Annotated in this window: 22 protein-coding genes; 5 read left to right on the top strand and 17 right to left on the bottom strand. The window is 54.1% G+C overall.

Features of this window, described 5'->3' with window-relative positions:
- Positions 1-43 precede the first annotated feature (43 nt).
- A complete protein-coding gene (gene mak / locus IPZ49_RS06600) occupies positions 44-949 on the bottom strand; it encodes a fructokinase (protein ID WP_003859127.1) in 906 nt (301 codons plus the stop codon).
- A gap of 123 nt (positions 950-1,072) precedes the next feature.
- Between mak and rdgC the strand changes: the two genes are divergently transcribed.
- Positions 1,073-1,987 carry a recombination-associated protein RdgC gene (gene rdgC / locus IPZ49_RS06595; protein ID WP_006809928.1) on the top strand — a complete coding sequence of 305 codons (915 nt, stop codon included), beginning with the start codon at positions 1,073-1,075 and terminating at the stop codon, positions 1,985-1,987.
- Positions 1,988-2,034: 47 nt separating this feature from the next.
- On the opposite strand, the gene ppnP is transcribed toward rdgC, so the two are convergent.
- From ppnP to IPZ49_RS06570, 5 genes are all read right to left on the bottom strand, one after another.
- A complete protein-coding gene (ppnP, locus tag IPZ49_RS06590) occupies positions 2,035-2,322 on the bottom strand; it encodes a pyrimidine/purine nucleoside phosphorylase (protein WP_003859131.1) in 288 nt (95 codons plus the stop codon).
- A gap of 71 nt (positions 2,323-2,393) precedes the next feature.
- Positions 2,394-3,071, bottom strand: coding sequence for an AroM family protein (locus IPZ49_RS06585; protein ID WP_063146692.1), 678 nt, complete (start codon positions 3,069-3,071; stop codon positions 2,394-2,396).
- 236 nt (positions 3,072-3,307) lie between these two features.
- A complete protein-coding gene (gene yaiA / locus IPZ49_RS06580; RefSeq protein ID WP_023299429.1) occupies positions 3,308-3,499 on the bottom strand; it encodes a protein YaiA in 192 nt (63 codons plus the stop codon).
- Positions 3,500-3,543: 44 nt separating this feature from the next.
- Positions 3,544-4,068 (bottom strand): shikimate kinase AroL, encoded by a 525-nt coding sequence (gene aroL / locus IPZ49_RS06575; RefSeq protein ID WP_023305564.1) that lies wholly within the window; start codon positions 4,066-4,068, stop codon positions 3,544-3,546.
- 144 nt (positions 4,069-4,212) lie between these two features.
- The gene (locus tag IPZ49_RS06570) at positions 4,213-4,671 is read right to left on the bottom strand and encodes a YaiI/YqxD family protein (RefSeq protein WP_022647211.1); all 459 of its coding nucleotides are present in this window, start codon (positions 4,669-4,671) and stop codon (positions 4,213-4,215) included.
- A gap of 97 nt (positions 4,672-4,768) precedes the next feature.
- Here IPZ49_RS06570 and proC point away from each other — a divergent pair, with 97 nt between their 5' ends.
- On the top strand, positions 4,769-5,578 hold the full coding sequence (proC, locus tag IPZ49_RS06565; RefSeq protein WP_038415461.1) for a pyrroline-5-carboxylate reductase: 810 nt from the start codon (positions 4,769-4,771) through the stop codon (positions 5,576-5,578).
- A 16-nt stretch (positions 5,579-5,594) separates the two neighbouring features.
- Here proC and adrA read toward each other — a convergent pair whose 3' ends face one another.
- The 5 genes from adrA to IPZ49_RS06540 all read right to left on the bottom strand — a co-directional run bounded on the left by adrA (position 5,595) and on the right by IPZ49_RS06540 (position 9,951).
- A complete protein-coding gene (gene adrA, locus IPZ49_RS06560; RefSeq protein ID WP_063146693.1) occupies positions 5,595-6,698 on the bottom strand; it encodes a diguanylate cyclase AdrA in 1,104 nt (367 codons plus the stop codon).
- A gap of 102 nt (positions 6,699-6,800) precedes the next feature.
- On the bottom strand, positions 6,801-7,121 hold the full coding sequence (gene psiF / locus IPZ49_RS06555) for a phosphate starvation-inducible protein PsiF (protein ID WP_022647208.1): 321 nt from the start codon (positions 7,119-7,121) through the stop codon (positions 6,801-6,803).
- Between the two features lie 293 nt (positions 7,122-7,414).
- A complete protein-coding gene (iraP, locus tag IPZ49_RS06550; protein ID WP_003859148.1) occupies positions 7,415-7,675 on the bottom strand; it encodes an anti-adapter protein IraP in 261 nt (86 codons plus the stop codon).
- A gap of 208 nt (positions 7,676-7,883) precedes the next feature.
- Positions 7,884-9,098: a multidrug efflux MFS transporter gene (locus IPZ49_RS06545; RefSeq protein ID WP_063146694.1), complete on the bottom strand. Its 1,215-nt coding sequence runs from the start codon at positions 9,096-9,098 to the stop codon at positions 7,884-7,886.
- A 169-nt stretch (positions 9,099-9,267) separates the two neighbouring features.
- On the bottom strand, positions 9,268-9,951 hold the full coding sequence (locus IPZ49_RS06540; RefSeq protein ID WP_023305560.1) for an extensin family protein: 684 nt from the start codon (positions 9,949-9,951) through the stop codon (positions 9,268-9,270).
- 104 nt (positions 9,952-10,055) lie between these two features.
- Here IPZ49_RS06540 and ddlA point away from each other — a divergent pair, with 104 nt between their 5' ends.
- Positions 10,056-11,153 (top strand): D-alanine--D-alanine ligase, encoded by a 1,098-nt coding sequence (gene ddlA, locus IPZ49_RS06535; RefSeq protein WP_063146695.1) that lies wholly within the window; start codon positions 10,056-10,058, stop codon positions 11,151-11,153.
- Positions 11,154-11,156: 3 nt separating this feature from the next.
- On the opposite strand, the gene IPZ49_RS06530 is transcribed toward ddlA, so the two are convergent.
- Complete coding sequence (locus tag IPZ49_RS06530; RefSeq protein WP_022647204.1) at positions 11,157-11,375, bottom strand: DUF2754 domain-containing protein; 219 nt, start codon at positions 11,373-11,375, stop codon at positions 11,157-11,159.
- A gap of 248 nt (positions 11,376-11,623) precedes the next feature.
- Between IPZ49_RS06530 and IPZ49_RS06525 the strand changes: the two genes are divergently transcribed.
- Positions 11,624-11,926: a DUF2755 family protein gene (locus IPZ49_RS06525; protein WP_003859159.1), complete on the top strand. Its 303-nt coding sequence runs from the start codon at positions 11,624-11,626 to the stop codon at positions 11,924-11,926.
- Here IPZ49_RS06525 and IPZ49_RS06520 read toward each other — a convergent pair whose 3' ends face one another.
- The 3 genes from IPZ49_RS06520 to IPZ49_RS06510 all read right to left on the bottom strand — a co-directional run bounded on the left by IPZ49_RS06520 (position 11,927) and on the right by IPZ49_RS06510 (position 14,905).
- Positions 11,927-13,024, bottom strand: a complete 1,098-nt coding sequence (locus tag IPZ49_RS06520; RefSeq protein ID WP_063146696.1) for a DUF1615 domain-containing protein — start codon at positions 13,022-13,024, stop codon at positions 11,927-11,929. It lies immediately after the preceding gene.
- A gap of 12 nt (positions 13,025-13,036) precedes the next feature.
- Positions 13,037-14,257, bottom strand: coding sequence for a peptide antibiotic transporter SbmA (gene sbmA, locus IPZ49_RS06515; protein ID WP_022647202.1), 1,221 nt, complete (start codon positions 14,255-14,257; stop codon positions 13,037-13,039).
- 114 nt (positions 14,258-14,371) lie between these two features.
- Complete coding sequence (locus IPZ49_RS06510; protein WP_023305557.1) at positions 14,372-14,905, bottom strand: isochorismatase family protein; 534 nt, start codon at positions 14,903-14,905, stop codon at positions 14,372-14,374.
- Between the two features lie 204 nt (positions 14,906-15,109).
- Here IPZ49_RS06510 and ampH point away from each other — a divergent pair, with 204 nt between their 5' ends.
- The gene (gene ampH, locus IPZ49_RS06505) at positions 15,110-16,270 is read left to right on the top strand and encodes a D-alanyl-D-alanine-carboxypeptidase/endopeptidase AmpH (RefSeq protein WP_022647200.1); all 1,161 of its coding nucleotides are present in this window, start codon (positions 15,110-15,112) and stop codon (positions 16,268-16,270) included.
- A gap of 2 nt (positions 16,271-16,272) precedes the next feature.
- On the opposite strand, the gene IPZ49_RS06500 is transcribed toward ampH, so the two are convergent.
- Positions 16,273-16,899 (bottom strand): helix-turn-helix domain-containing protein, encoded by a 627-nt coding sequence (locus IPZ49_RS06500; protein WP_022647199.1) that lies wholly within the window; start codon positions 16,897-16,899, stop codon positions 16,273-16,275.
- Positions 16,900-16,986: 87 nt separating this feature from the next.
- Positions 16,987-19,761 carry an autotransporter outer membrane beta-barrel domain-containing protein gene (locus IPZ49_RS06495; RefSeq protein WP_063929346.1) on the bottom strand — a complete coding sequence of 925 codons (2,775 nt, stop codon included), beginning with the start codon at positions 19,759-19,761 and terminating at the stop codon, positions 16,987-16,989.
- Between the last annotated feature and the right edge of the window lie 214 nt (positions 19,762-19,975).

Here is a 19,975-nt window from a genome sequence, read left to right as displayed (position 1 = left end):
GTTACAAACATCAAAAACGGCAACGCAAGTTGCCGTTTTGCGTTTATTCCGGCCAGAGCCACGCCGCGCCGCGCACACCGCTGGAATCTCCATGGACGGCTTTGCGGATCGGCGTTTCGCATTCGCCCCCAAATACCCACTGTTTCACCAGCGTTGGCACCGTCGCGTACAGCCGGTCAACGTTGCTCATGCCGCCGCCCAGCACAATCACGTCCGGATCGAGGATATTGATCACATGCGCCAGTGATTTAGCCAACCGCATTTCGTAGCGGCTGAGCGCCAGTTCAGCCACCGGATCCTGTTCCTCAACCAGACGCATAATCTCGTTGCCTTTCAGCGGCTGGCCGCTCAGACGATGATAATCGGTGGCAAACCCCGTGCCGGAAATAAAGGTCTCAATACAGCCCTGCTTGCCACAGTAGCACGGCACCTCGGCACGGTATTTGAGTTCATCTTCGTCCATCCACGGTAACGGGTTGTGCCCCCACTCACCCGCGGTGCCGTTGCCGCCAATATGCGAGCGCCCACCGAAGGCCACGCCCGCCCCGCAGCCGGTACCGATAATGACCGCAAATACGGTCTGCGCGCCAGCCGCTGCGCCATCTACGGCCTCAGAGACCGCCAGGCAGTTAGCGTCATTTGCCAGACGCACTTCCCGGTTCAGACGCTGGCTTAAGTCTTTATCAAACGGCTGACCGTTGAGCCAGGTAGAGTTGGCATTTTTCACCACGCCGGTATACGGCGAAATGGAGCCGGGGATCCCCATCCCGACCGTGCCCGTCTCGCCCGTTGCCTGCTCTGCCATATCGACCAGACGGGCAATCGTCTCTATGGTCTGGTGATAATCATCGCGCGGCGTAGGCAGACGGTGGCGAAACAGTTGCTCCCCCTGCTCGCTCAACGCAATAACTTCTGTTTTGGTGCCGCCCAAATCAATCCCAATACGCACAAGACACTCCTCATTATTTTGATTATCAACAGAGTAGAAGCCCACTTCCCGATTAGCAATGCAAGCGATGCGACAATTCGTTATCATGCCCGCTGATTTAACGACAAGGCCGTGGAAATTATCATGCTGTGGTTCAAAAATTTGATGGTTTACCGTCTCAGCCGCGACGTTTCGCTGCGTGCAGAAGAGATGGAAAAACAGTTAGCCGCTTACTCCTTTACCCCTTGCGGTAGCCAGGATATGGCAAAAACCGGCTGGGTTCCGCCAATGGGTTCTCAAAGCGATGCGCTGACCCACGCCAGCAGCACGGGGCAAATCATCGTTTGCGCCCGCAAAGAAGAGAAGATCCTGCCGACGCCTGTGGTGAAGCAGGCGCTCGAAGCGAAGATCTTCAAGCTGGAAGCTGAACAGGGCCGTAAGCTTAAAAAAACCGAAAAAGATTCACTGAAGGATGAAGTGCTGCACTCGCTGCTGCCGCGCGCCTTTAGCCGCTTTAGCCAGACCATGATGTGGATCGACACCGTGAACGGGCTGATCATGGTCGACTGCGCCAGCGCCAAAAAAGCGGAAGATACGCTGGCGCTGCTGCGTAAGAGCCTTGGCTCATTACCGGTGGTACCGCTGGCACTGGAGACGCCGATTGAGCTGACCCTGACTGAGTGGGTGCGCAGCGGGACTGCCGCGCAGGGCTTCCAGATCCTTGATGAAGCAGAGCTGAAAGCGCTGCTGGAAGATGGCGGCGTGATCCGCGCGAAGAAACAGGATCTGGTGAGCGACGAGATCGCCGTGCACATTGAAGCGGGCAAAGTGGTGACTAAACTGGCACTCGACTGGCAGCAGCGCATTCAGTTTGTGATGTGTGATGACGGCTCCGTGAAGCGCCTTAAATTCTGCGATGAACTGCGCGATCAGAACGAAGATATCGACCGCGAAGATTATGCTCAGCGCTTTGACGCAGACTTTATCCTGATGACCGGCGAGCTGGCGGCGCTGATCCAGAACCTGGTGGAAGGTCTCGGCGGCGAAGCGCAGCGTTGACAGGCAAAACGTAGGCCGGGTAAGCGAATGCGCCACCCGGCATGCTTTTATTTCAGATAGCGGCACAGATAAGAGGTTGGCTCTGCAACCTGCAAATGGAACTCGCTGTGGCCCGGCACGTTGAACACCTGCCCGGCACTATAGACTTTCCACTCCGTTTCACCCGGCAGCAGGACGTTCAGCGCACCACTGACCACCGTCATCTCTTCCGCTTCTGCGGTGCCAAAGGTGTATTCCCCTTCCGCCATGACGCCGACACTGGCGCGGCCAGTGCTGCTGCTGGTAAAACCAATGGATTTCACTTTACCGGAAAAGTATTCGTTACTTTGAAGCATGAACTGGCCCTTATATTTATAGAGAAAAATCCACTATAGGGGCCATGCTCATGACCTGTCACGCAAAATCATTACACCAGCAATTCTGACGCCAGACGCGCCATCAGGACGTTAGAGAGCAGCACCGGAACATCCAGCTTCTTTTGCAGTAAATCACGATGCCGTTGATGGAAGCCCAGGCAGTCCAGCATCAGGACATCCGCCCCTCTGTCGATCAACTCCTGCCCGGCCGCAATCAGCTTCGCTTCGCTGTCCCAGAACGGGTTTGCCAGCGCGTACAGCGGGGTGTGCTCCAGCGCGGCCCACTTCACCGTCTGGTTATCCAGCAGTTCTTCTACGGGAACGATAACGCCCACCTGATGACCATCAACAATTGACGCCACCAGCGGGGGGATAATCCGCATCGGTTCGAGCAGAATGGCATTACGCGCGCTGAGTCCTTTAACGGGTGCTGTGCTCATCAGCAAAATGACGTCATAGTCCTGATTGTCGAGCACTTCGATCACACCCTGTAGCGCGCGCTCAATTTTCTGGCGTGACACGTGCGCCAGTTTACCGTCACTGAGTAACGTTGCCAGGGGATCTTCCCCCTCCCCGACTGCGTAGTCTTCCATGACCTCTTCCCGACTCAGCTTCCCTAACAGACTGAGATGCGTAATTTGTTGTTCAGAGACATGCTCGGTTAAGAGCGGTAATACTTCGCTTACAGGGACCACACCAATCGTGAGGATCGCCAACGTCGCCTTCATTTTGATCGCCTTCCGTTACTACCACTACTGCCACACAGGTACAGGCTCACTACGCTGCACTGTTCATTTATTCAACAAAACAGCACCAAGCGTAGCAGGGGATCTCTACACCGTAATGTAAAGATCGACTGGCCTTTCCAAATCTACCTGTAATAACTAAATATTAACTGCTGCTTAACATCAGCGATAAGTTAAAAGTGTGATTCAGGCACGGTTGTAACGAATTCGGATTATTGTCAGGACTTCTCGGGATCCTCATAGCGCCGTTTCGCATCCAGCGCTTCCTGTTCGGTTTCATGTTCGCTGATCAGCGAATCAGGTTTAGGGTGATCGGCACGCAGCTGGTACCAGGTTACGGTCCGATCGCTATTACCTTTTTCAACGGTAACGATGCGGGCTTCACGTGGATAGGGAGGTCTGGTTGGCATAGCTCATCCTTTTTTTATGTCTGAGCTATGAGTATAGACGGCTGTCAGCTGGCGCAAGCCAAACGCAGGGCGGTAATAATCTGAATCGCAACTTTCTCGGGTGACGCCGACGCATCCACAACGTGGTGTGCCGCCTCGCGGTACAGTGCATCGCGTTCGGCGAGGACCTCGCTGACCTCTTCACTCAGCGGTTTCGCGGTCAGCGCCGGGCGCTGCCCTTCTTCCGGAAACGCCTCCAGCCGCCCCACCAGCGTAGAAACCGGGGCACAGAGGTAGATTACGACACCCTTTTCGCGCATAAACTGGCGGTTATACGGCGCCAGAATAATGCCTCCACCGGTCGCAATCACGGTCGACGGCGCGGTCACCGCTTCCAGCGTGGCCGTTTCGCGCGCACGAAAGCTCTCCCACCCCTCATTCTCCACGATATCGGCGATGGTCTTACCGGCATTCTCCTGGAGCCAGTGGTCAGTATCGACAAACTGACTCTGGCACAGACGCGCCAGCTCCAGACCAACGGTGGTTTTCCCACAGCCGCGAGGGCCAACTAAAAAGATGGGTGGGTTCATAACCAGGTGTTCCCCTTGCTGCCGGATAACTGAAGGCTGTAAAGAAATGATTGCAGAAGATGTTGCGCTAACTTTACTGCAAAGCGGTACGGAATGACAAGCCTGTGGAAGTCACACTGTACCACAAAACAGCCCGGAGGTGGGCTACGCCGGGCGGCGCTTCACTTCCAGCAGCCATTTATCCAGCTCGGCGGCAAACTGCTGGCGATCGCGCTGCGACAGGCTGTCCGGCCCACCGGTTTGCACGCCGCTGGAACGCAGGGTATCCATAAAATCACGCATGGTGAGCTTCTCCCGGATCGTTGCCGGAGAGTAGCGCTCGCCGCGCGGGTTAAGCGCCGCGGCCCCCTTCGCCAGCACGTCGGCAGCCAGCGGGATATCCGCCGTGATCACCAGATCTCCTGCGTCACACAGGCGTACTATCTCGTTATCTGCCACGTCGAACCCGGCCGGCACGCGCAGAGAACGAATGAACCTGGAGGGCGGCACGCGGATATTCTGGTTCGCCACCAGCGTCATCGGCATCTGCACCCGCTCGGCGGCGCGGAATAAAATCTCTTTAATCACATTCGGACACGCGTCCGCATCAACCCAAATCGCCATAGTGTCTCCCCATTATGATTCTGGCGACTATTGTCGCCTGCATTTCGTTGTTAAGCTATCAATGAGAGATAACAACGCATAATAACGGAGAGACGTGATGGATAAGAAAATCGGGTTTATCGGCTGCGGAAACATGGGTAAAGCTATTCTCGGTGGACTGATAGCCAGCGGCCAGGTGCTGCCGGGGCAGATTTGGGTCTATACCCCATCCCCGGATAAAGTCGCGGCGCTGCGTGATGAGTATGGTATCAACGCCGCCGAAAGCGCGCAGGAAGTGGCTCAGGTGGCGGACATTGTCTTTGGCGCCGTTAAGCCGAATATCATGATTAAAGTCCTGAGCGAGATCACCTCCAGCCTGAACAAAGAGAGCCTGGTGGTGTCGATTGCCGCAGGCGTGACCCTCGACCAGCTCGCCCGCGCGCTGGGGCACGACCGTAAGATTGTTCGCGCCATGCCAAACACCCCGTCGCTGGTGAATGCCGGTATGACCTCCGTTACCCCGAACGCGCTGGTTACTTCTGAAGAGGTGGCGGATGTATTGAACATTTTCCGCTGCTTCGGCGAAGCGGAAGTGATTGCCGAACCGATGATCCACCCGGTTGTCGGCGTGAGCGGTTCTGCCCCGGCGTATGTCTTTATGTTTATCGAAGCCATGGCCGATGCCGCCGTACTTGGCGGTATGCCGCGCGCGCAGGCCTACAAATTTGCGGCGCAGGCGGTGATGGGCTCGGCCAAAATGGTGCTGGAAACGGGTAAACATCCGGGCGAACTGAAAGATATGGTGTGCTCGCCGGGTGGCACAACCATTGAAGCCGTGCGCGTGCTGGAAGAGCGCGGGTTCCGCTCCGCCGTGATCGAGGCGATGGAAAAATGCATGGAAAAATCAGAGAAGCTGAGTAAGTCCTGATGCGTTACGCCGGGCGTCAGGCGGCCACTTCGGTGCGACCCCGTCCGGCATTTTTGGCTTTATAGAGGGCCACGTCCGCGGCCTTTAGCCATTCACGATAGTGCGTGAACTGCGCCCCCCAGGGGGCAACCCCAACGCTGATACACAACCTCGCCATAGGTGCTCCGTGCAGCGGCATGTTGACCAGCCTTTCATGGACGCGCGCCATCGCCGCAATCGCGTTGTCGGCAGGCGTGCCTGACATGATCACCGCGAACTCATCTCCCCCGAAGCGGCCAATATAATCGCCTGCGCGCAGGGTCAGCTGAAGCTGGCGCGTGATGGCGACAATCGCTTCATCCCCCACGTCATGCCCCCAGGTGTCGTTGATCGTCTTGAAGTGATCGATATCGATGAGCAGTATCGTCGCCTGTCGATGGCTGCGACGGCAGGCCTCAAATTCGTTACGCAGCAACGTTTCCCAGTGACGGCGATTGAACACGCCGGTCATTCCGTCGCGGGTACTCATCAGCTCAAGCCGACGCTTATGCTCTGCCAGCCGGATCGCCGTGCGGTGGCTGAGCCAGGCAAACAGCATGGGGTAGACCACCAGCACGGGGAGCGTCAGCCACAACGCCAGCGGTTCAGAGGTCAATAGCACAGGAGTATCCGTGGATTGCACGGTGAGCAGGGCAGACAGAGCAAGCAGCGCAAGTCCTGTCAGAAATAAGCGGCATCCCCCCGATCCCATCATGTTCATGCCGATCATCACGATCAGCGCCGCCGTTGGCAACGCATTGAACCCTATTAAGCCCATCCAGACGCCAGCAATGATGGCATCGATTTTCAGATTAACGATTTCACCACTGTGGGGGCAGGTCGAACGAAAAGCCAGCTGCCAGGCCAGATGGGGCCAGACAAAGACCCAGCCCACCAATAACAACCACCAGACGCCAGAAAGAAGCAGACTCACCAGAACGCTGGCAAGCGGAACAAACAGCGCCGCCAGACCAACGATGCGTGCCAGCCGTATTCGCCGGGCAAATCGCAGACCGGAACGATATGAGTCATCCTGAGAAAGCTGCTGATACCACGCTTCCCGAATGTTCTCGTGATTGTCATAAAACTCATCATTCATCATTTTTGGGAATATTCTGAAACATTTTCCCAAATTATAGAGAGGGGGATAGCGAGGAAAGTATGAAATTTTGGGTGAGCCACAGCCGTGACTCACCCGTTAGCACTACGCCTGTTTTTTCAGGCACGCGCTCATAAACTTGCTGCGATCGTCGCCTTTAAGCATCTGCTGTGTCGCCTGGGCATTGCACTCGCGCATTTTTTGCTGCTGCGGGGTCAGGCTTTTTTCACCCGGTTTGGTCGTACCATTTTTAAGGCAGTCGCTCATATACGTTTTACGGGCATCCCCTTTCAGACTTTGCGAGGTCGCCTGTTGGTTACAGGTCGTCATGCGCTGCTGCTGGGGCGTTAACGTTTTCTCTTCCGCATGTGCTGAGGCGATCAGACACAGGCCAGAGAGCAGGGTAACCAGAATTGTTGTTTTCATTGCACCATCCTTTATGTGAAGTTCCACGTTAAGTCTGGTTCGTTACGGGAAAAAAACCACCCTGCGGCCATGATTTTCACCGTGATTCAGGGTTATTTCAGTCCCGTCGCAGCGCGATTATTATTACCGGTTTCGCAGGAACGGAGGAGGTAATTACGAGCGAGTTTAATGCGGTGAAAAGTGTGCTCTGCTTCATTTTAATTTCCCCATGGTAACAGGGTAAAAATAAAAACAGAGCGACGCCAGGCATCCTGCATGACAATTCTGTGACACGTCATTTCACCTCTGGCCGGTTAACTGCGAGGATGCCTTAAAAGCTTCTTTACGTATTGCTGAAGCAGCTCCGCGTCCTCTGCAGGCACCTGTGAATCAGGGCGAGCTTTTTCCAGCGCGCCTTCAACGTTGTCGATCAACGCCTCCTGCTCTGGTTTTGCCATCTGTCGCAGCAGCGCCGTTACAACGATTTCCAGCGCCTCGACCTGGGCAACCAGCTCTTTCGACTCTTCTTCCTTTTGGGCAAGCTTAACCAACAACTCAGCAATGAGATTTTTCATGGTGCTATGTCCTTATGTGATTTCCCCTGAAATTAACACCCTCACTGAATAATGAAAAGCATGGATTGGTTTTATCTTATGCAAAAGTGACATTGCTGCCAAAAAAGATATTTCGGAGCGCAAGCGAAACGTTTTTCTAAAAGACAGAAGCCGCATTTCGTTATATAAAAATGCGGCCATCATAAGAATTAATAATATATTATCGTGTTTACCTGGCTGACTTTGCCTCAGCGATTCGCCGGCGACGGCGCAAGGCAAAGGCCAGTTGAATAATATTAAGAAGCACCACCACCGCCGTCGCGGCAAATACCCAGCGGAAACCCGCCATCGCCGAGACCGAGGCGCCAATAAGCGGGCCCGCTACGTTGCCTAAATACATGAACGACTGGTTGTAGCCAAAAATGCGGCCGGTTACCTGGTCACTGGAATATTTCACCAGCAGCGTCTGTACAGCGGGCAGCATAGCACCATCCGCGAAGCCAAGCAGGAAGCGCAACACCCCGAGCTGAAGCGGTGTTGTGACGAACGACATGGCAAAGAAAAGGATCACCGCAATGATGAGCGTTGCCATCAGAATGCGTGCCGTACCGATCCTGTCGCCCAGTTTCCCCAGACGCGGAGCGGACATCAGCGCCGACACGCCCGGCACGGCGGCAATCATCCCGCTCAGAAAAGCAATGTTGCTGCTGTCCGGTGCCATCGACTTGATAAACAGCGCCAGAATCGGTCCCACCGAGCCGTTACAGAGCTGGATCACCATCGTTGTCACAAAAAGGCTAATCATCAGGCCAGGATAAGGTAGCGAGGCGAAAACCGCCTTTCCGCTCAGGCGTTCTGATTTGCTGACGACAGGCCGACCGCCCTCTTTAATCAGAAAAAGGGAGACCAGAAAGCTGACCGTTAGCAGGATGGCGGTAATGATAAAGACCGCACGCAGCCCAACATGGTCAGCCAGGAAGCCGCCGAGCAGGGGGCCGCCAATTACACCGCTAATCTGGGCAGTGGAAAGCGTGCTGAGTGCCCAGCCGCTCCGCTCGCGCGGTACCTGTGAGGCCACCAGCGCCATGGCATTCGGAATGTACCCGGAGGTCAGCCCCATTATCGCCCGCAGAATAAACAGCTGCCAGACGTTGGTGGCGAAGGCCTGGAGCAAAATGGCTATCGCCATCCCCAGCGAGGCGCGGAGCAGCATCAACTTGCGCCCCTTGCGATCCGCAAGGCTGCCCCACATCGGTGACACAATAGCGGACACCAGAAACGTCACGCTGAACGTCAGGCCGGACCACATAGAGAGCGCTTCATGGGAAGTGACCCCCAGCTGCGACACGTAAAGCGGCAGGAAGGGCAATATCTGGCTGATAGCCAGTCCGGTGAAGAAGCAGCCGAACCAGACTGAAATGAGGTTAACTTTCCAGGATTCCATAACAGAAATAGTCTTCATTTTTAGGCGAATTCGCCGACAGATTAGCAAGTTACGCGCAATGACATAGCGCCAGAGATGCGGCCTTGCAGACTTTGGTGTTTTATCTTCCCAGTCATCATATTTGTGAGATAAGTCACAATCTATCCAATTTTCGGCGGAAGATTATGCTTCATCGACATAAGCCATAGCCGCGCATTCCCAGATGGAAATGGTTGGCATGGGCGGCATTGTAGTCCGGCCCCAGACCGTTACCGTAATAGCCGCAGCTTGCCGACAGCAGGGCCTGTAGCCAGGGCTGCGTCTTTTCCGCTTTCCAGCCGTTGAGGACGGTAACACGCTGTCCGTTTGCCAGCCTGAAAGCGCTGATATCCAGCGCATCCGCCGTGGCATGTTCGCTGCGCCGCGCATCCGGGCGGCTGTAGATATTGCGGCAGGCGAAGCTGCCCAGATGTTCAATACGCGTAAGCTCGCTGCCGGTCCAGGTTTTGGTGAGCGGCCGGGCCTGCTGGCTGACAAACAGCGCCGAGCTTAACGCCAGCGGGCAACTGGCAAGGAAGCTGCTGTTCAGGCTCACTGGGCCAAAATCGCGCACGCGCACCACGTTACTCAGCGGACATTCCCCGGCGCTGTCAGCGACCGCCTGGGTACGGATAAGCTGGCGTTGATTCGCCTGCGCTAACAGGTTTTCGCACGCCTGCGGCGTTAAGCGCCGGAGTTTAAACTGGGTTATTTTTCCTGGCGGATCGTCAAGCGTAAGCGGCACGAAAGGGTTATAATGCGGCGGCAACCAGCGGTAGCCCACCGTGGCGATCCCGGCAATAACAATAAGAATAAGCAGACCTTTTCCTTTCACGCGCCCCCCTTCAACATCCCTCAAAACATTATGGCAGAAGGCCGCGAAACCCGCCGGGCATCGTGGTATGTTATTGGCTTTTCGTCAGACTGGAAGAGAGTGAGATGGCAAAGCAGCGCGTAGGTATTGTCTTTGGGGGAAAATCATCAGAGCACGAGGTGTCATTGCAATCGGCTAAAAATATCGTTGATGCGATTGATAAAAGCCGTTTTGACGTGGTGCTGCTGGGCATTGATAAACAGGGCCAATGGCATGTTAACGATGCCAGCCAGTATCTGTTACACGCTGATGATCCGGCGCGCATCGCCCTTAATCCTTCTGATATCAGCGTCGCAACGGTTCCAGGCGTGGCACAGGGACAGCTTATCGATGCCGGGAACGCGCAGGCGCTGGCACAGATTGACGTGGTGTTCCCTATCGTTCACGGCACGCTGGGCGAAGACGGCTCCCTGCAAGGCATGTTGCGGATGGCGAACCTGCCGTTTGTCGGCTCCGATGTGCTGGGTTCTGCCGCCTGCATGGATAAAGACGTCACAAAACGTCTGCTGCGCGACGCCGGTCTGAATATTGCACCGTTCGTCACGCTCACTCGCGCCAACCGCGATAAACACAGCTTCGCGCAGATCCAGGCGCAACTCGGCCTGCCGCTGTTCGTGAAACCGGCGAATCAGGGCTCGTCCGTCGGCGTCAGCAAAGTCACCAGCGAAGCACAGTTTAACGATGCCGTTCGTCTGGCTTTTGAGTTTGACCACAAGGTGGTGGTTGAGCAGGGAATTAACGGGCGCGAAATTGAGTGCGCCGTACTGGGTAACGACTTCCCGCAGGCGAGTACCTGTGGTGAAGTGGTGCTGAATAGCGACTTCTACTCCTACGACACCAAATATATTGACGACAAAGGTGCCCAGGTTGTGGTTCCCGCCGCGCTCGATCCTGACGTTAACGACAAGATCCGGGCGATCGCCGTTGAAGCCTATCAGGTGCTGGGATGCAGTGGGATGGCGCGCGTCGATGTGTTTCTGACGGCGGATAACGAGGTGGTGATTAACGAAATCAACACCCTGCCGGGCTTTACCAATATCAGCATGTACCCGAAATTGTGGCAGGCCAGCGGAATAAGCTATCCGGAACTGATCACCCGCCTGATTGAACTGGCGCTGGAGCGTCACGCCGCTGACAGCGCCCTGAAAAGCTCTGTTAACTGACGGTTAGTCGGCTTTCTCTGCCGTCGTCTCATCGGGACGACGGCGGATAATGAATCCCGCCAGCCAGAAACTGATTACCCAGGTCACCAGCCCAACCGCATAGGTTTGCCAGCCCTTCGCTTCAAATCCCAGCAGCCCGACAACACCGTTGAGTATAAAGATCAGCCCGATCGCAAAGGCGTAGTAATGCCAGTCACGGCGTAGTTTGGAAGTGAGCTTCATGACAACTCCGGCAGAAAAAAAACTATCCTCTCACAGTTTGATGAAGCCGTCTGTGGCGGATACGTAAATTCTGAAAAGCAGCGTAGTTTCACTTATGTTATCAATTTGTGACGTGATGCAGAAATCGACAATCCAGGAGAAATCCTGAGCCGAATTTCCCACGATTCTGATATTGACAAATGCTATGACCTGTCACACTCACCCTGTACGACGCGTATTAAAACAGAGTGATATTTTCGGGAGGTCTTATGGCAGACTTTACATTGTCGAAACCGATTTTTGGCGGAAAACAACCAAAAACCTCCACGGCGGGGAATATTGCCTATGCCCTGTTTGTTCTGTTTTGTTTCTGGGCAGGAACCCAACTGCTGAATATGCTGGTGCATGCCCCTGGCGTGTATGAGCATCTGATGCAGGTGCAGGATACCGGCCGCCCGCGCGTTGAAATCGGTTTAGGCGTGAGCACCGTATTCGGGCTCATTCCCTTCCTCGCGGGCAGCATGGTTCTGGGCGTGATTGCGCTCGTGCTGCGCTGGCGCAACCGCCACTGATTACAGTCCCATACAGCGAGCCCGACGATCGTCCACGCGTTTTGCGAACCATGCGGTCGTCAGGTTACGCGTGATCTTCGGGCTTTCAAGCTGAATGCCTGGCAGAATGGCTCTGGGTAGTGCCTTTCCACTTTTCTTCTCTGCAAGCGCGAAAACCTGCTTATACAGATCCGTTTTCTCAAACGCCAGGCTGTCACCCTTCTCCAGCTGTCGGCGAATGTCACTGTTGCTCATCTCCAGTTTCGTCGAAATTTTTCGCACTGCCCGTTCGGTGGACCCTGCCTCGCTGCTGCCGTATGCAATGAGATCGCCATCCAAAGCGAGCTTCACACCGCTGGCGCGGCTTACCGCATTCTGGAAGGCTGCATTTCGGCTGGCATACCAGCCCGCGTTAAAGTCGGCAAAACGATACAGCGGTTTATCGTAGTTGGCCGGATAATTCAGCAGGTGATACGTCCCAAACCACAGCCCACCGCGCAGGGAGAAGACTTCCTGACGCACCGTACCGTCGATCTCCCACGGATAGCCGTCGGTATGCTTTTCCGCAAATGCGATGCTTACCTGCATCGGACCGCCGGTATGTACCGGATTCAGCGAGCCAAACAGCTTCTGCCCCATCGGCACCATATTGATGAAATCATCGAAAATGGCGCTGAGCTGCCTCTCGGTTTTCACCGTATCCAGCCGTTCGCTGTAGCTTTTCCCGTTTGGCGAGGTGATTTTAAGGGCGGTATGTACCAGGAAAACCGGGATATGCATCGATTCGGCCCGGCGGTCGATCTCCTTCCAGGCGATTTTGTTCAGGCCAGGCACAACAGGATCTGACTGATACATCGATTCCTGCTGCGCCACCGCCAGCACCGAGCAGATGTTCTCCTCGGTAGGCGCGATCTTCTGACTTTTGAAGGTCGTTGCCAGCGCATCAGCCCACTCACTGCGATCCTTCACGCTGGCGGGCATTTTTTGCCGCACCACGCTCGCCACATCAACGGGCTTCTCCCCTTCTTTGAGCGGGGCGGCCCCTTTCTCGGCACAGCCCGCCAGCACGACGGCGGCGAGTAACGTCAGCGGTAATGCACGTGGTACGGCAAATGGCATAGCAATTCCTTTTTAACCTAATGTATGGGTGACTTCCTGCAAATCCTTATCGTCCAGCTCACGCTCGAAACTGCGTAAACGTTTGTAGATGGACATCAGCTCCACCAGCGTAGTCCAGGAGCTAATCAGGTACTGGAACGAACCGCGAACCTGACCAAAAACGTTGGTGATCTGGGTCATCAGACCGAGTGTAATCGTACCCGCAACGATGGACGGGAACAGCAGGAACAACCCGAAAACGTTATCAACCTGAAGATAAAGGATGCGCGCGATATTGAAGTACATGTAATGGAAATAGAGGCGGAAGTAATTACGACGTACGGCGCCAAACAGCTCACGCACGGTAGGCGGTGACGCACGGTTAGGATCGTCTTCACCATACACCAGCTCTTTACGGTAGGCCGCTTCCACGCGCTGGTTTTTAAATTCCAGCCCCGGCAGCTTGATCCCCACCACTGCCAGCAGTCCCGTTCCCATCAGCGACCAGACAATCGCGGCAATGACCAGGCCGTACGGCAGATGGCCGACAATCGGCAGTTCCGGAACGTGGGATGAGAGTGTCACCAGCACCGGCAGGAAGGCGATCAGCGTCATGATGGCATTAATAAAGCTCACGCCCATATCTTCCAGTGTAGAGGCAAAACGCATGGTGTCTTCCTGCACACGCTGTGCGGCACCTTCGATATGACGCAGGTGCTGCCAGTGCGCCATATAGTGTTCGTTCATCGCGGTACGCCAGCGGAACACATAGTGACTGACGAAAAAGTTATTCATCACGCCGATCACCACGGCGATGAGGGCGATGCCGAGGAAGATCCCCACCTCATGGTAGAACTGGTTAATGGTCACTTTATGCGGCGAACTCAGCGCCGTCTGGATCAGATCGTAAAACGGCGCATACCAGGCGTTGACCGCCACGCCCACTTCCACCAGGAACCAGGTGACAAAGATGATTAACGACGTGCCGAGAATCGACCAGTATTGCCAGCGGTGAGGCGAATAGATAAACCAGAACATGGCAAAAAGCCCCACGCAGAGCATGTAATAGGCGTAGAAAAGCAGATAGCTCATGGACCAGAAGCGCGCAGCGCTAATGGGAATGTCGCCCGTTGCCCCCGTAAGACGGGTCAGCCACGCGCCGCCACCGGCCTGCCAGAAAATGACAGCCAGCAGTGCCCAAATAAATGCCGACAGGAAAAAGGGCCCCGGCTTTGGGAAAAAAGACTTAAACATTGTGCTTCCTTCTTGTTGTTATGGCTGTTGCTGTGTTTAACATATCGCCACACGAAACCTTGCCTGGGCCAGCCTCCCGGCTCAGGCAAAAAAGTCAGACCTGCGGGTGAATTATTAGTTCGCTTTCCAGTTTTCAAGAATTGTTTCGGTGCGTTTCACCGAAGGCGGGTTGGCAGGGGCGATGAAGTTACGCCAGACATCGTTATAGTGCGCGATCAGAACCTGGGCATCGGCCGCTGGACGATTGGCCGTGGTGTGGGCATCCTCCGCAACCGTGATGTGGTAGCCCCGGCTGACACCGTTTTTAAAGGTGGCATCGACACAATAATCCGTCGCGCAGCCGCAGATAATAAATTCATCGATCTCCTGTTCGCGCAACAGTGCCTCGAGCGAAGTGTTATAGAAGGCATCGCAAGCGGTCTTCGTGACGTAAAACGCCCCTGCCGGCTGGTTGAGATCGGGCAGCAATGCAAACCCTTCGCTCCCCTCCTCTAGCCCGCCAGCTTCAGTATGCTGTATGAAAATAACGGCCTCAGCAGCCTGGGTAAGCTGATTGATCAGTGAGACACATTTCTCACTCTGATGGCGCGGCGTCTTAAACACCCCATTCTGCATATCAACCACCAAAACCACACGCTTTTCAGACATACCGTTCTCCGCAATAATGAATGTAACTGGTGACTATCATAAGCCCGATGTCACAAAATGGGAGTCTGGCCGTAAGTAAATTGTGCAAATTTACCCACGGTTACGTTTTTCTCGCTATCGTTATGCAAATCGGACGATTGCCCGACGCCGATTAGTAGTATAACTACCCGTAACTCTCCTTATTCACTGGATGGATGCTTTTCGTTGAAACGTTGTCTGCTCTCTTTCGCCGCGCTGTGTGCGGTGAGCCTGTCCACCGCCCAGGCAGCACAGCCTCTGACGGCACCGGTTCTGGCCTCTGACATTGCCGATCGCTATGCGAACCTTATTTATTACGGCAGTGGTGCGACGGGAATGGCGCTGGTCGTGATCGACGGTAACCAGCGGGTGTTTCGCAGCTTCGGTGAAACACGACCGGGAAATAACGTTCGCCCGCAGCTGGATTCCGTTATCCGTGTCGCGTCGATAACCAAGCTGATGACCAGCGAAATGCTGGTGAAATTGCTCGATCAGGGCGTGGTAAAACTCGACGATCCACTCAGCAAATATGCGCCACCCGGCGCTCGCGTTCCGACATATCAGGGAACGCCGATCAGGCTGGTGAACCTGGCGACCCATACCAGCGCCCTGCCGCGAGAACAGCCCGGTGGCGCTGCGCATCGCCCTGTCTTTGTCTGGCCAACTCGCGAACAACGCTGGAATTACCTGAGCACCGCAACGCTGAAATCGGCTCCGGGTTCTCAGGCTGGCTATTCTAACCTGGCGTTTGATCTGCTGGCCGACGCGTTAGCAACGGCATCAGGTAAGCCTTACCCTCAGCTGTTTGAAGAGCAAATCACGCGTCCGCTCGGGATGAAAGATACTACTTACACCCCCTCCCCGGACCAGTGCAAGCGTCTGATGGTGGCGGAAAAAGGGGCCAGCCCGTGTAATAACACGCTGGCAGCCATTGGCAGCGGTGGGGTTTACTCTACGCCTGGCGACATGATGCGCTGGATGCAACAGTTCCTCTCATCGGATTTTTACGCGCGCAGTAATCAGGCCGACCGAATGCAGACGCTCATCTACCAGCGTGCTCAGTTACGTCGCGTCATTGGTATGGATGTTCCCGGTAAAGCCGATGCCCTCGGCATGGGCTGGGTATATATGGCGCCAAAAGATGGTCGCCCGGGTATTATTCAAAAAACCGGTGGGGGTGGCGGATTCATCACCTACATGGCGATGATTCCGCAATCAAACGTGGGCGCTTTTGTGGTGGTCACCCGGTCACCGAACACCCGCTTCGTGAATATGAGTGATGGCGTAAATAACCTTGTAGCCGAGCTGAGCGCCAATAAAGCGCAGGTACTTACGGCCGCTAACTGAGCTTAATAGTCCGTGGGCAAACGGTTGATACTGATCAGTTTGCCCCGGCTCATATTGATGTAGTTCCCCTGACGCAGCGCCGCCAGAACCTCCGCAACCACCGAACGTGATATACGCGTGCTACGCTGAATATGATTCATCACACCAATTTTTGAGCGTAGCGTGTCATCCCACTCGGCCATATTGATTAGCATCGCCCGAATTTGGCTATACGAATTATTTCCGACCAGCTGGATATCACGTTTTCCCAGTAAATGATTTAGCCATGAAAGCCAGCAGAATGCTTCTTGCCAGAGTTGCGCTTCTTGAATAATTTCGCATGCAGTAGAGGCTGGCAAATAAAATCCGGTACAAGGTGTTTGTGCCATCAGGGAATATTCAAGATAGCTGTCATTAATCCATGCACTTAATCCATGAATATAGGGTGCCCGTGCAATACCCACGAGTAATTCATCTGATTTACGGTGAACGACTGTCAGGCCGGATTGTATTACAAATGTCAATGGTTCATCATCATTATTGCCGGTAGTTATAAATTGTTGTGGTTCCGTTTTAAATGGGGTACCGGCGACTTCCAGACACTTTATGAGCCGGCTTAATTCAGAAAGTGGTTTCGCATTAACGTTCATGCATACCTCAAGTCATCTGTATATGTCGGTTCTTTATTATTTTTAAAGCACATAAAAAAGCGGGGGCAAAATCCCCCGCGTTTTTTCTTACCAGGTATATTTCACACCCAGGTTTGCTCCCCAGTTCTGGTCAACGTCGCCGCCGCCCAGATAAGTCGCATCAGTGTAAGCACTGAAGTTTTTCGTGAAGCTGAACTGAGTGCCCAGTCCCACGCGAACCGCAGAGCCTTCCACGCCGTTGTCAATGCTGTCATTGTTGATATCAGCATTGTTGTCGGCATCGTCATACACGTAAGCCAGCTTGAAGTAAGGGGTTAATGCCTGCTCGCCACCGTAGTTGAAGGTATAACCTGCATCCACGCCGAGCTCATAACGCATACTGTCGTAAGACTGGCCATCGATACGCATGTCGTTGCTTAACTGATAGTCATCACCGGACTGGAACAGGCCAGAGATCGCCGCGTAAGGCGTGACGTAGCCAGACAGGTTTGGTTTCCAGTCATAGCCCAGTTTCATCCCGAAACCAACGGCGTCAGTCGTGGTATTACCGTCAACATACTGACCGTTGCTCATGGTAGCAGAGAGGTCGTTGTTGAAGCGGGTGTAGCTCATGGAGCTGTCGAGGAAGATGTCGTTCATGAACTTCGCCGACGCGTAGATCATCGCAGTCTGGCTGTCCTGATCGACCTGACCAGTACGATCGCTGATATCACCCTTCGCGAAACCAGCCGCACCACCGACGATCCACTTCGCGTTATTACCGTCGATCTGAGTATCCAGACCCACCATAATGCCGCTTACGTCCTGATCGTAGCTAACGGTGCCATTATCCGCGTCAAAGTTGCCGCCAAAATAGCTCACCCATGCGCCGCCGTTATCTGCCAGGCCATGACGGCTGTTGGTCAGACGGGTACCCACGGTATCCTGTTGCAGATTCCAGATGTTGGTATTAGCAGAAGGAATGCTCAGCGCCATGTTGGCGTAGTCAGTCAGCTCTTCCTGCTGGAGAACAACGGTGTCACCCTTCTGCTGCGCCTGATAGGTGTATGCACCTAAATCAGCTTTGTTTGCCGCAGTAAAGCTGGCAGCGGTATCCGCGTTATTGTCATAGACGCGAATGATCTCTTTGTTTTTGTAGTCAGCTACGGAGCCTGCACCGGTCGCATCGTCGATGCGCACTTTATAGTTACCGGCAACGTCACCGTTCACCGCCAGATGGCCGTCAGAGTTCAGCGCGACAACACCATAGTCGTAGTCCGCTTTATGGCTATCGTTGGTGATATAGCGTGCGTTGTTCAGGTCGCTGTTCAGCACATAATCGCGGCTGGCAACATTGAGCACACCGCCATCGGTCAGCACCATATTGTGCGTATCAACCTGACCCAGACCCAGCGCCAGCTCTGCACCGTTGTCTACAGTAATGGTGTTGGCATACAGTTCTGCCGTCTCTTCAGTCAGTGCCGCACGGCTGTAGCTATCCAGATACAGGCTGTCGGTTGCCACGGCACCGCTGTCGCCAATATTCAAGGTTGAAGCATTGGTCAGGGTGATGGAATCTGCCAGCAGGCCGGAGTTTTCAACATTGACCTGAGACTGGTTGTTCACCGTCAGTGCATCGATGTTGGAGATCTTGCGGGTATCCCACTCGGAACCGTTATCCAGCGCCACGTTGAACAGGCCGCTCTGATACACCTCTTCACCGGCAACGTGACCGTTGCTGTCAAAGGTAGAATCAGGCCAGATGCTATTCGGGGACAATGCGTGCCAGTCTACGTTGCTGTAGCCCTGGCCATACATCTGCGCAGTGCCGATAGCTTCAACGCTGGACTGCGCTGCACCCACCCACTTACTGCCGTTGGTCAGCGTGACATCCAGTTTATCGGTACCATCCCAGCCGTTGGTGGTTGGGTTATAGACGCCATCTTCTGTGGTATCCGTTGCCGGATCGCCATTCTCGTAGAAGTTGTTATCAAAGGTGCTGGAGAAAAGAATGTCACCCGTAACGGTAGAGTGATCGAAGGTAGCGGTGGTCTGCATGGCGTTATCAGACGCACTGGCAGCAACGATCAGCGCCGCATCATCCGCAGCCGTGGCGTTGGTTTCACCGTAGTCGTTCGGCTTCGCCGTTTGACCGTAGAAGCCGCTGGTACCCAGATCGCTGTATGCGCCAGAGGTCAGCACAGAGTCTTTCACCACCAGCGTATCGGTAAAGATATTGCTGCTGTTAGCAACGCCTTCAACACCGTCGTATGGCGTGTTATCAAGCTCCTGATAACCCTGCGTCAGCGTGATGCCCGCGATGTGGGAATTGTTCTGAATAACGATATCAGACTCAACATCCAGGGTGATGGCGTTACCCAGACCATAGGTGTCCAGATAATGCGTTTCAGTGGTATCGCCATTAACGACATCATACGCATAATGCTCGTAGGTATCGTTGATGGTGGAGTTATCAACAGTCAGGCTAAAACGATCGTACTGGGTATGCGTGGTGCCGTCAGTATCCACGCCTTCTGCACACGTCGTGGTCATACACTCTGACGTGATCATGCCGTTAATGGTGCTGTTAGAAATACTCAACGCGTTCGCACGGCCATTGACACCATCATCCAGATAGTATGTCGAAATAACTCCGTTTACGGTTGATTTATTGATGACTGGATAAATGTCACCATCATGTGTGGCATCTGAATAATCCCAGTCAGCATAACCATAATACCAGGGCGTGGACGCAGTATTGTCATATCCAAAAGTATTATATGTCGTGCCGGATATATCTTTCGCATTGGCCTGAGAAGCGATAGCCACTGTGCAGGCTAATGCAAGTTGTGATACAACCAGTTTCTTTTTCCATGTTTGCATTGGGTCATCCCTCCTCAGGGACGTAAGCAAGTTTGTCCATCAAATCATTTGGCAACGTTTAATTGCGGAAGGAATTATGCAGTTTCACTTCGAAAAGGTTCAATGAATGATTCCATTAAGTCCGTATTCAGACAAATAAGCTTATAAACCCAGGACAATATCAATCATTATGAATAAATATTATAAATTCAACTGATTGCAAACTACTTTAGTT

Source organism: Enterobacter cloacae complex sp. S2, from assembly GCF_015159675.1.
GTDB lineage: Bacteria > Pseudomonadota > Gammaproteobacteria > Enterobacterales > Enterobacteriaceae > Enterobacter > Enterobacter intestinihominis.
This window is presented reverse-complemented; position numbering and strand designations above follow the sequence as displayed.

Coding starts and splice junctions, on each gene's coding strand:
- yaiA (WP_023299429.1), bottom strand. CDS start 3,499: ATGCCAACCAGACCTCCCTATCCACGTGAAGCCCGCATCGTTACCGTT.
- ppnP (WP_003859131.1), bottom strand. CDS start 2,322: ATGCTTCAAAGTAACGAATACTTTTCCGGTAAAGTGAAATCCATTGGT.
- IPZ49_RS06520 (WP_063146696.1), bottom strand. CDS start 13,024: ATGCCATTTGCCGTACCACGTGCATTACCGCTGACGTTACTCGCCGCC.
- IPZ49_RS06570 (WP_022647211.1), bottom strand. CDS start 4,671: ATGGCGATTTGGGTTGATGCGGACGCGTGTCCGAATGTGATTAAAGAG.
- IPZ49_RS06530 (WP_022647204.1), bottom strand. CDS start 11,375: ATGAAGCTCACTTCCAAACTACGCCGTGACTGGCATTACTACGCCTTT.
- IPZ49_RS06525 (WP_003859159.1), top strand. CDS start 11,624: ATGGCAGACTTTACATTGTCGAAACCGATTTTTGGCGGAAAACAACCA.
- psiF (WP_022647208.1), bottom strand. CDS start 7,121: ATGAAAACAACAATTCTGGTTACCCTGCTCTCTGGCCTGTGTCTGATC.
- proC (WP_038415461.1), top strand. CDS start 4,769: ATGGATAAGAAAATCGGGTTTATCGGCTGCGGAAACATGGGTAAAGCT.
- sbmA (WP_022647202.1), bottom strand. CDS start 14,257: ATGTTTAAGTCTTTTTTCCCAAAGCCGGGGCCCTTTTTCCTGTCGGCA.
- iraP (WP_003859148.1), bottom strand. CDS start 7,675: ATGAAAAATCTCATTGCTGAGTTGTTGGTTAAGCTTGCCCAAAAGGAA.
- IPZ49_RS06510 (WP_023305557.1), bottom strand. CDS start 14,905: ATGTCTGAAAAGCGTGTGGTTTTGGTGGTTGATATGCAGAATGGGGTG.
- ddlA (WP_063146695.1), top strand. CDS start 10,056: ATGGCAAAGCAGCGCGTAGGTATTGTCTTTGGGGGAAAATCATCAGAG.
- IPZ49_RS06585 (WP_063146692.1), bottom strand. CDS start 3,071: ATGAAGGCGACGTTGGCGATCCTCACGATTGGTGTGGTCCCTGTAAGC.
- IPZ49_RS06545 (WP_063146694.1), bottom strand. CDS start 9,098: ATGGAATCCTGGAAAGTTAACCTCATTTCAGTCTGGTTCGGCTGCTTC.
- rdgC (WP_006809928.1), top strand. CDS start 1,073: ATGCTGTGGTTCAAAAATTTGATGGTTTACCGTCTCAGCCGCGACGTT.
- IPZ49_RS06495 (WP_063929346.1), bottom strand. CDS start 19,761: ATGCAAACATGGAAAAAGAAACTGGTTGTATCACAACTTGCATTAGCC.
- IPZ49_RS06500 (WP_022647199.1), bottom strand. CDS start 16,899: ATGAACGTTAATGCGAAACCACTTTCTGAATTAAGCCGGCTCATAAAG.
- aroL (WP_023305564.1), bottom strand. CDS start 4,068: ATGAACCCACCCATCTTTTTAGTTGGCCCTCGCGGCTGTGGGAAAACC.
- adrA (WP_063146693.1), bottom strand. CDS start 6,698: ATGATGAATGATGAGTTTTATGACAATCACGAGAACATTCGGGAAGCG.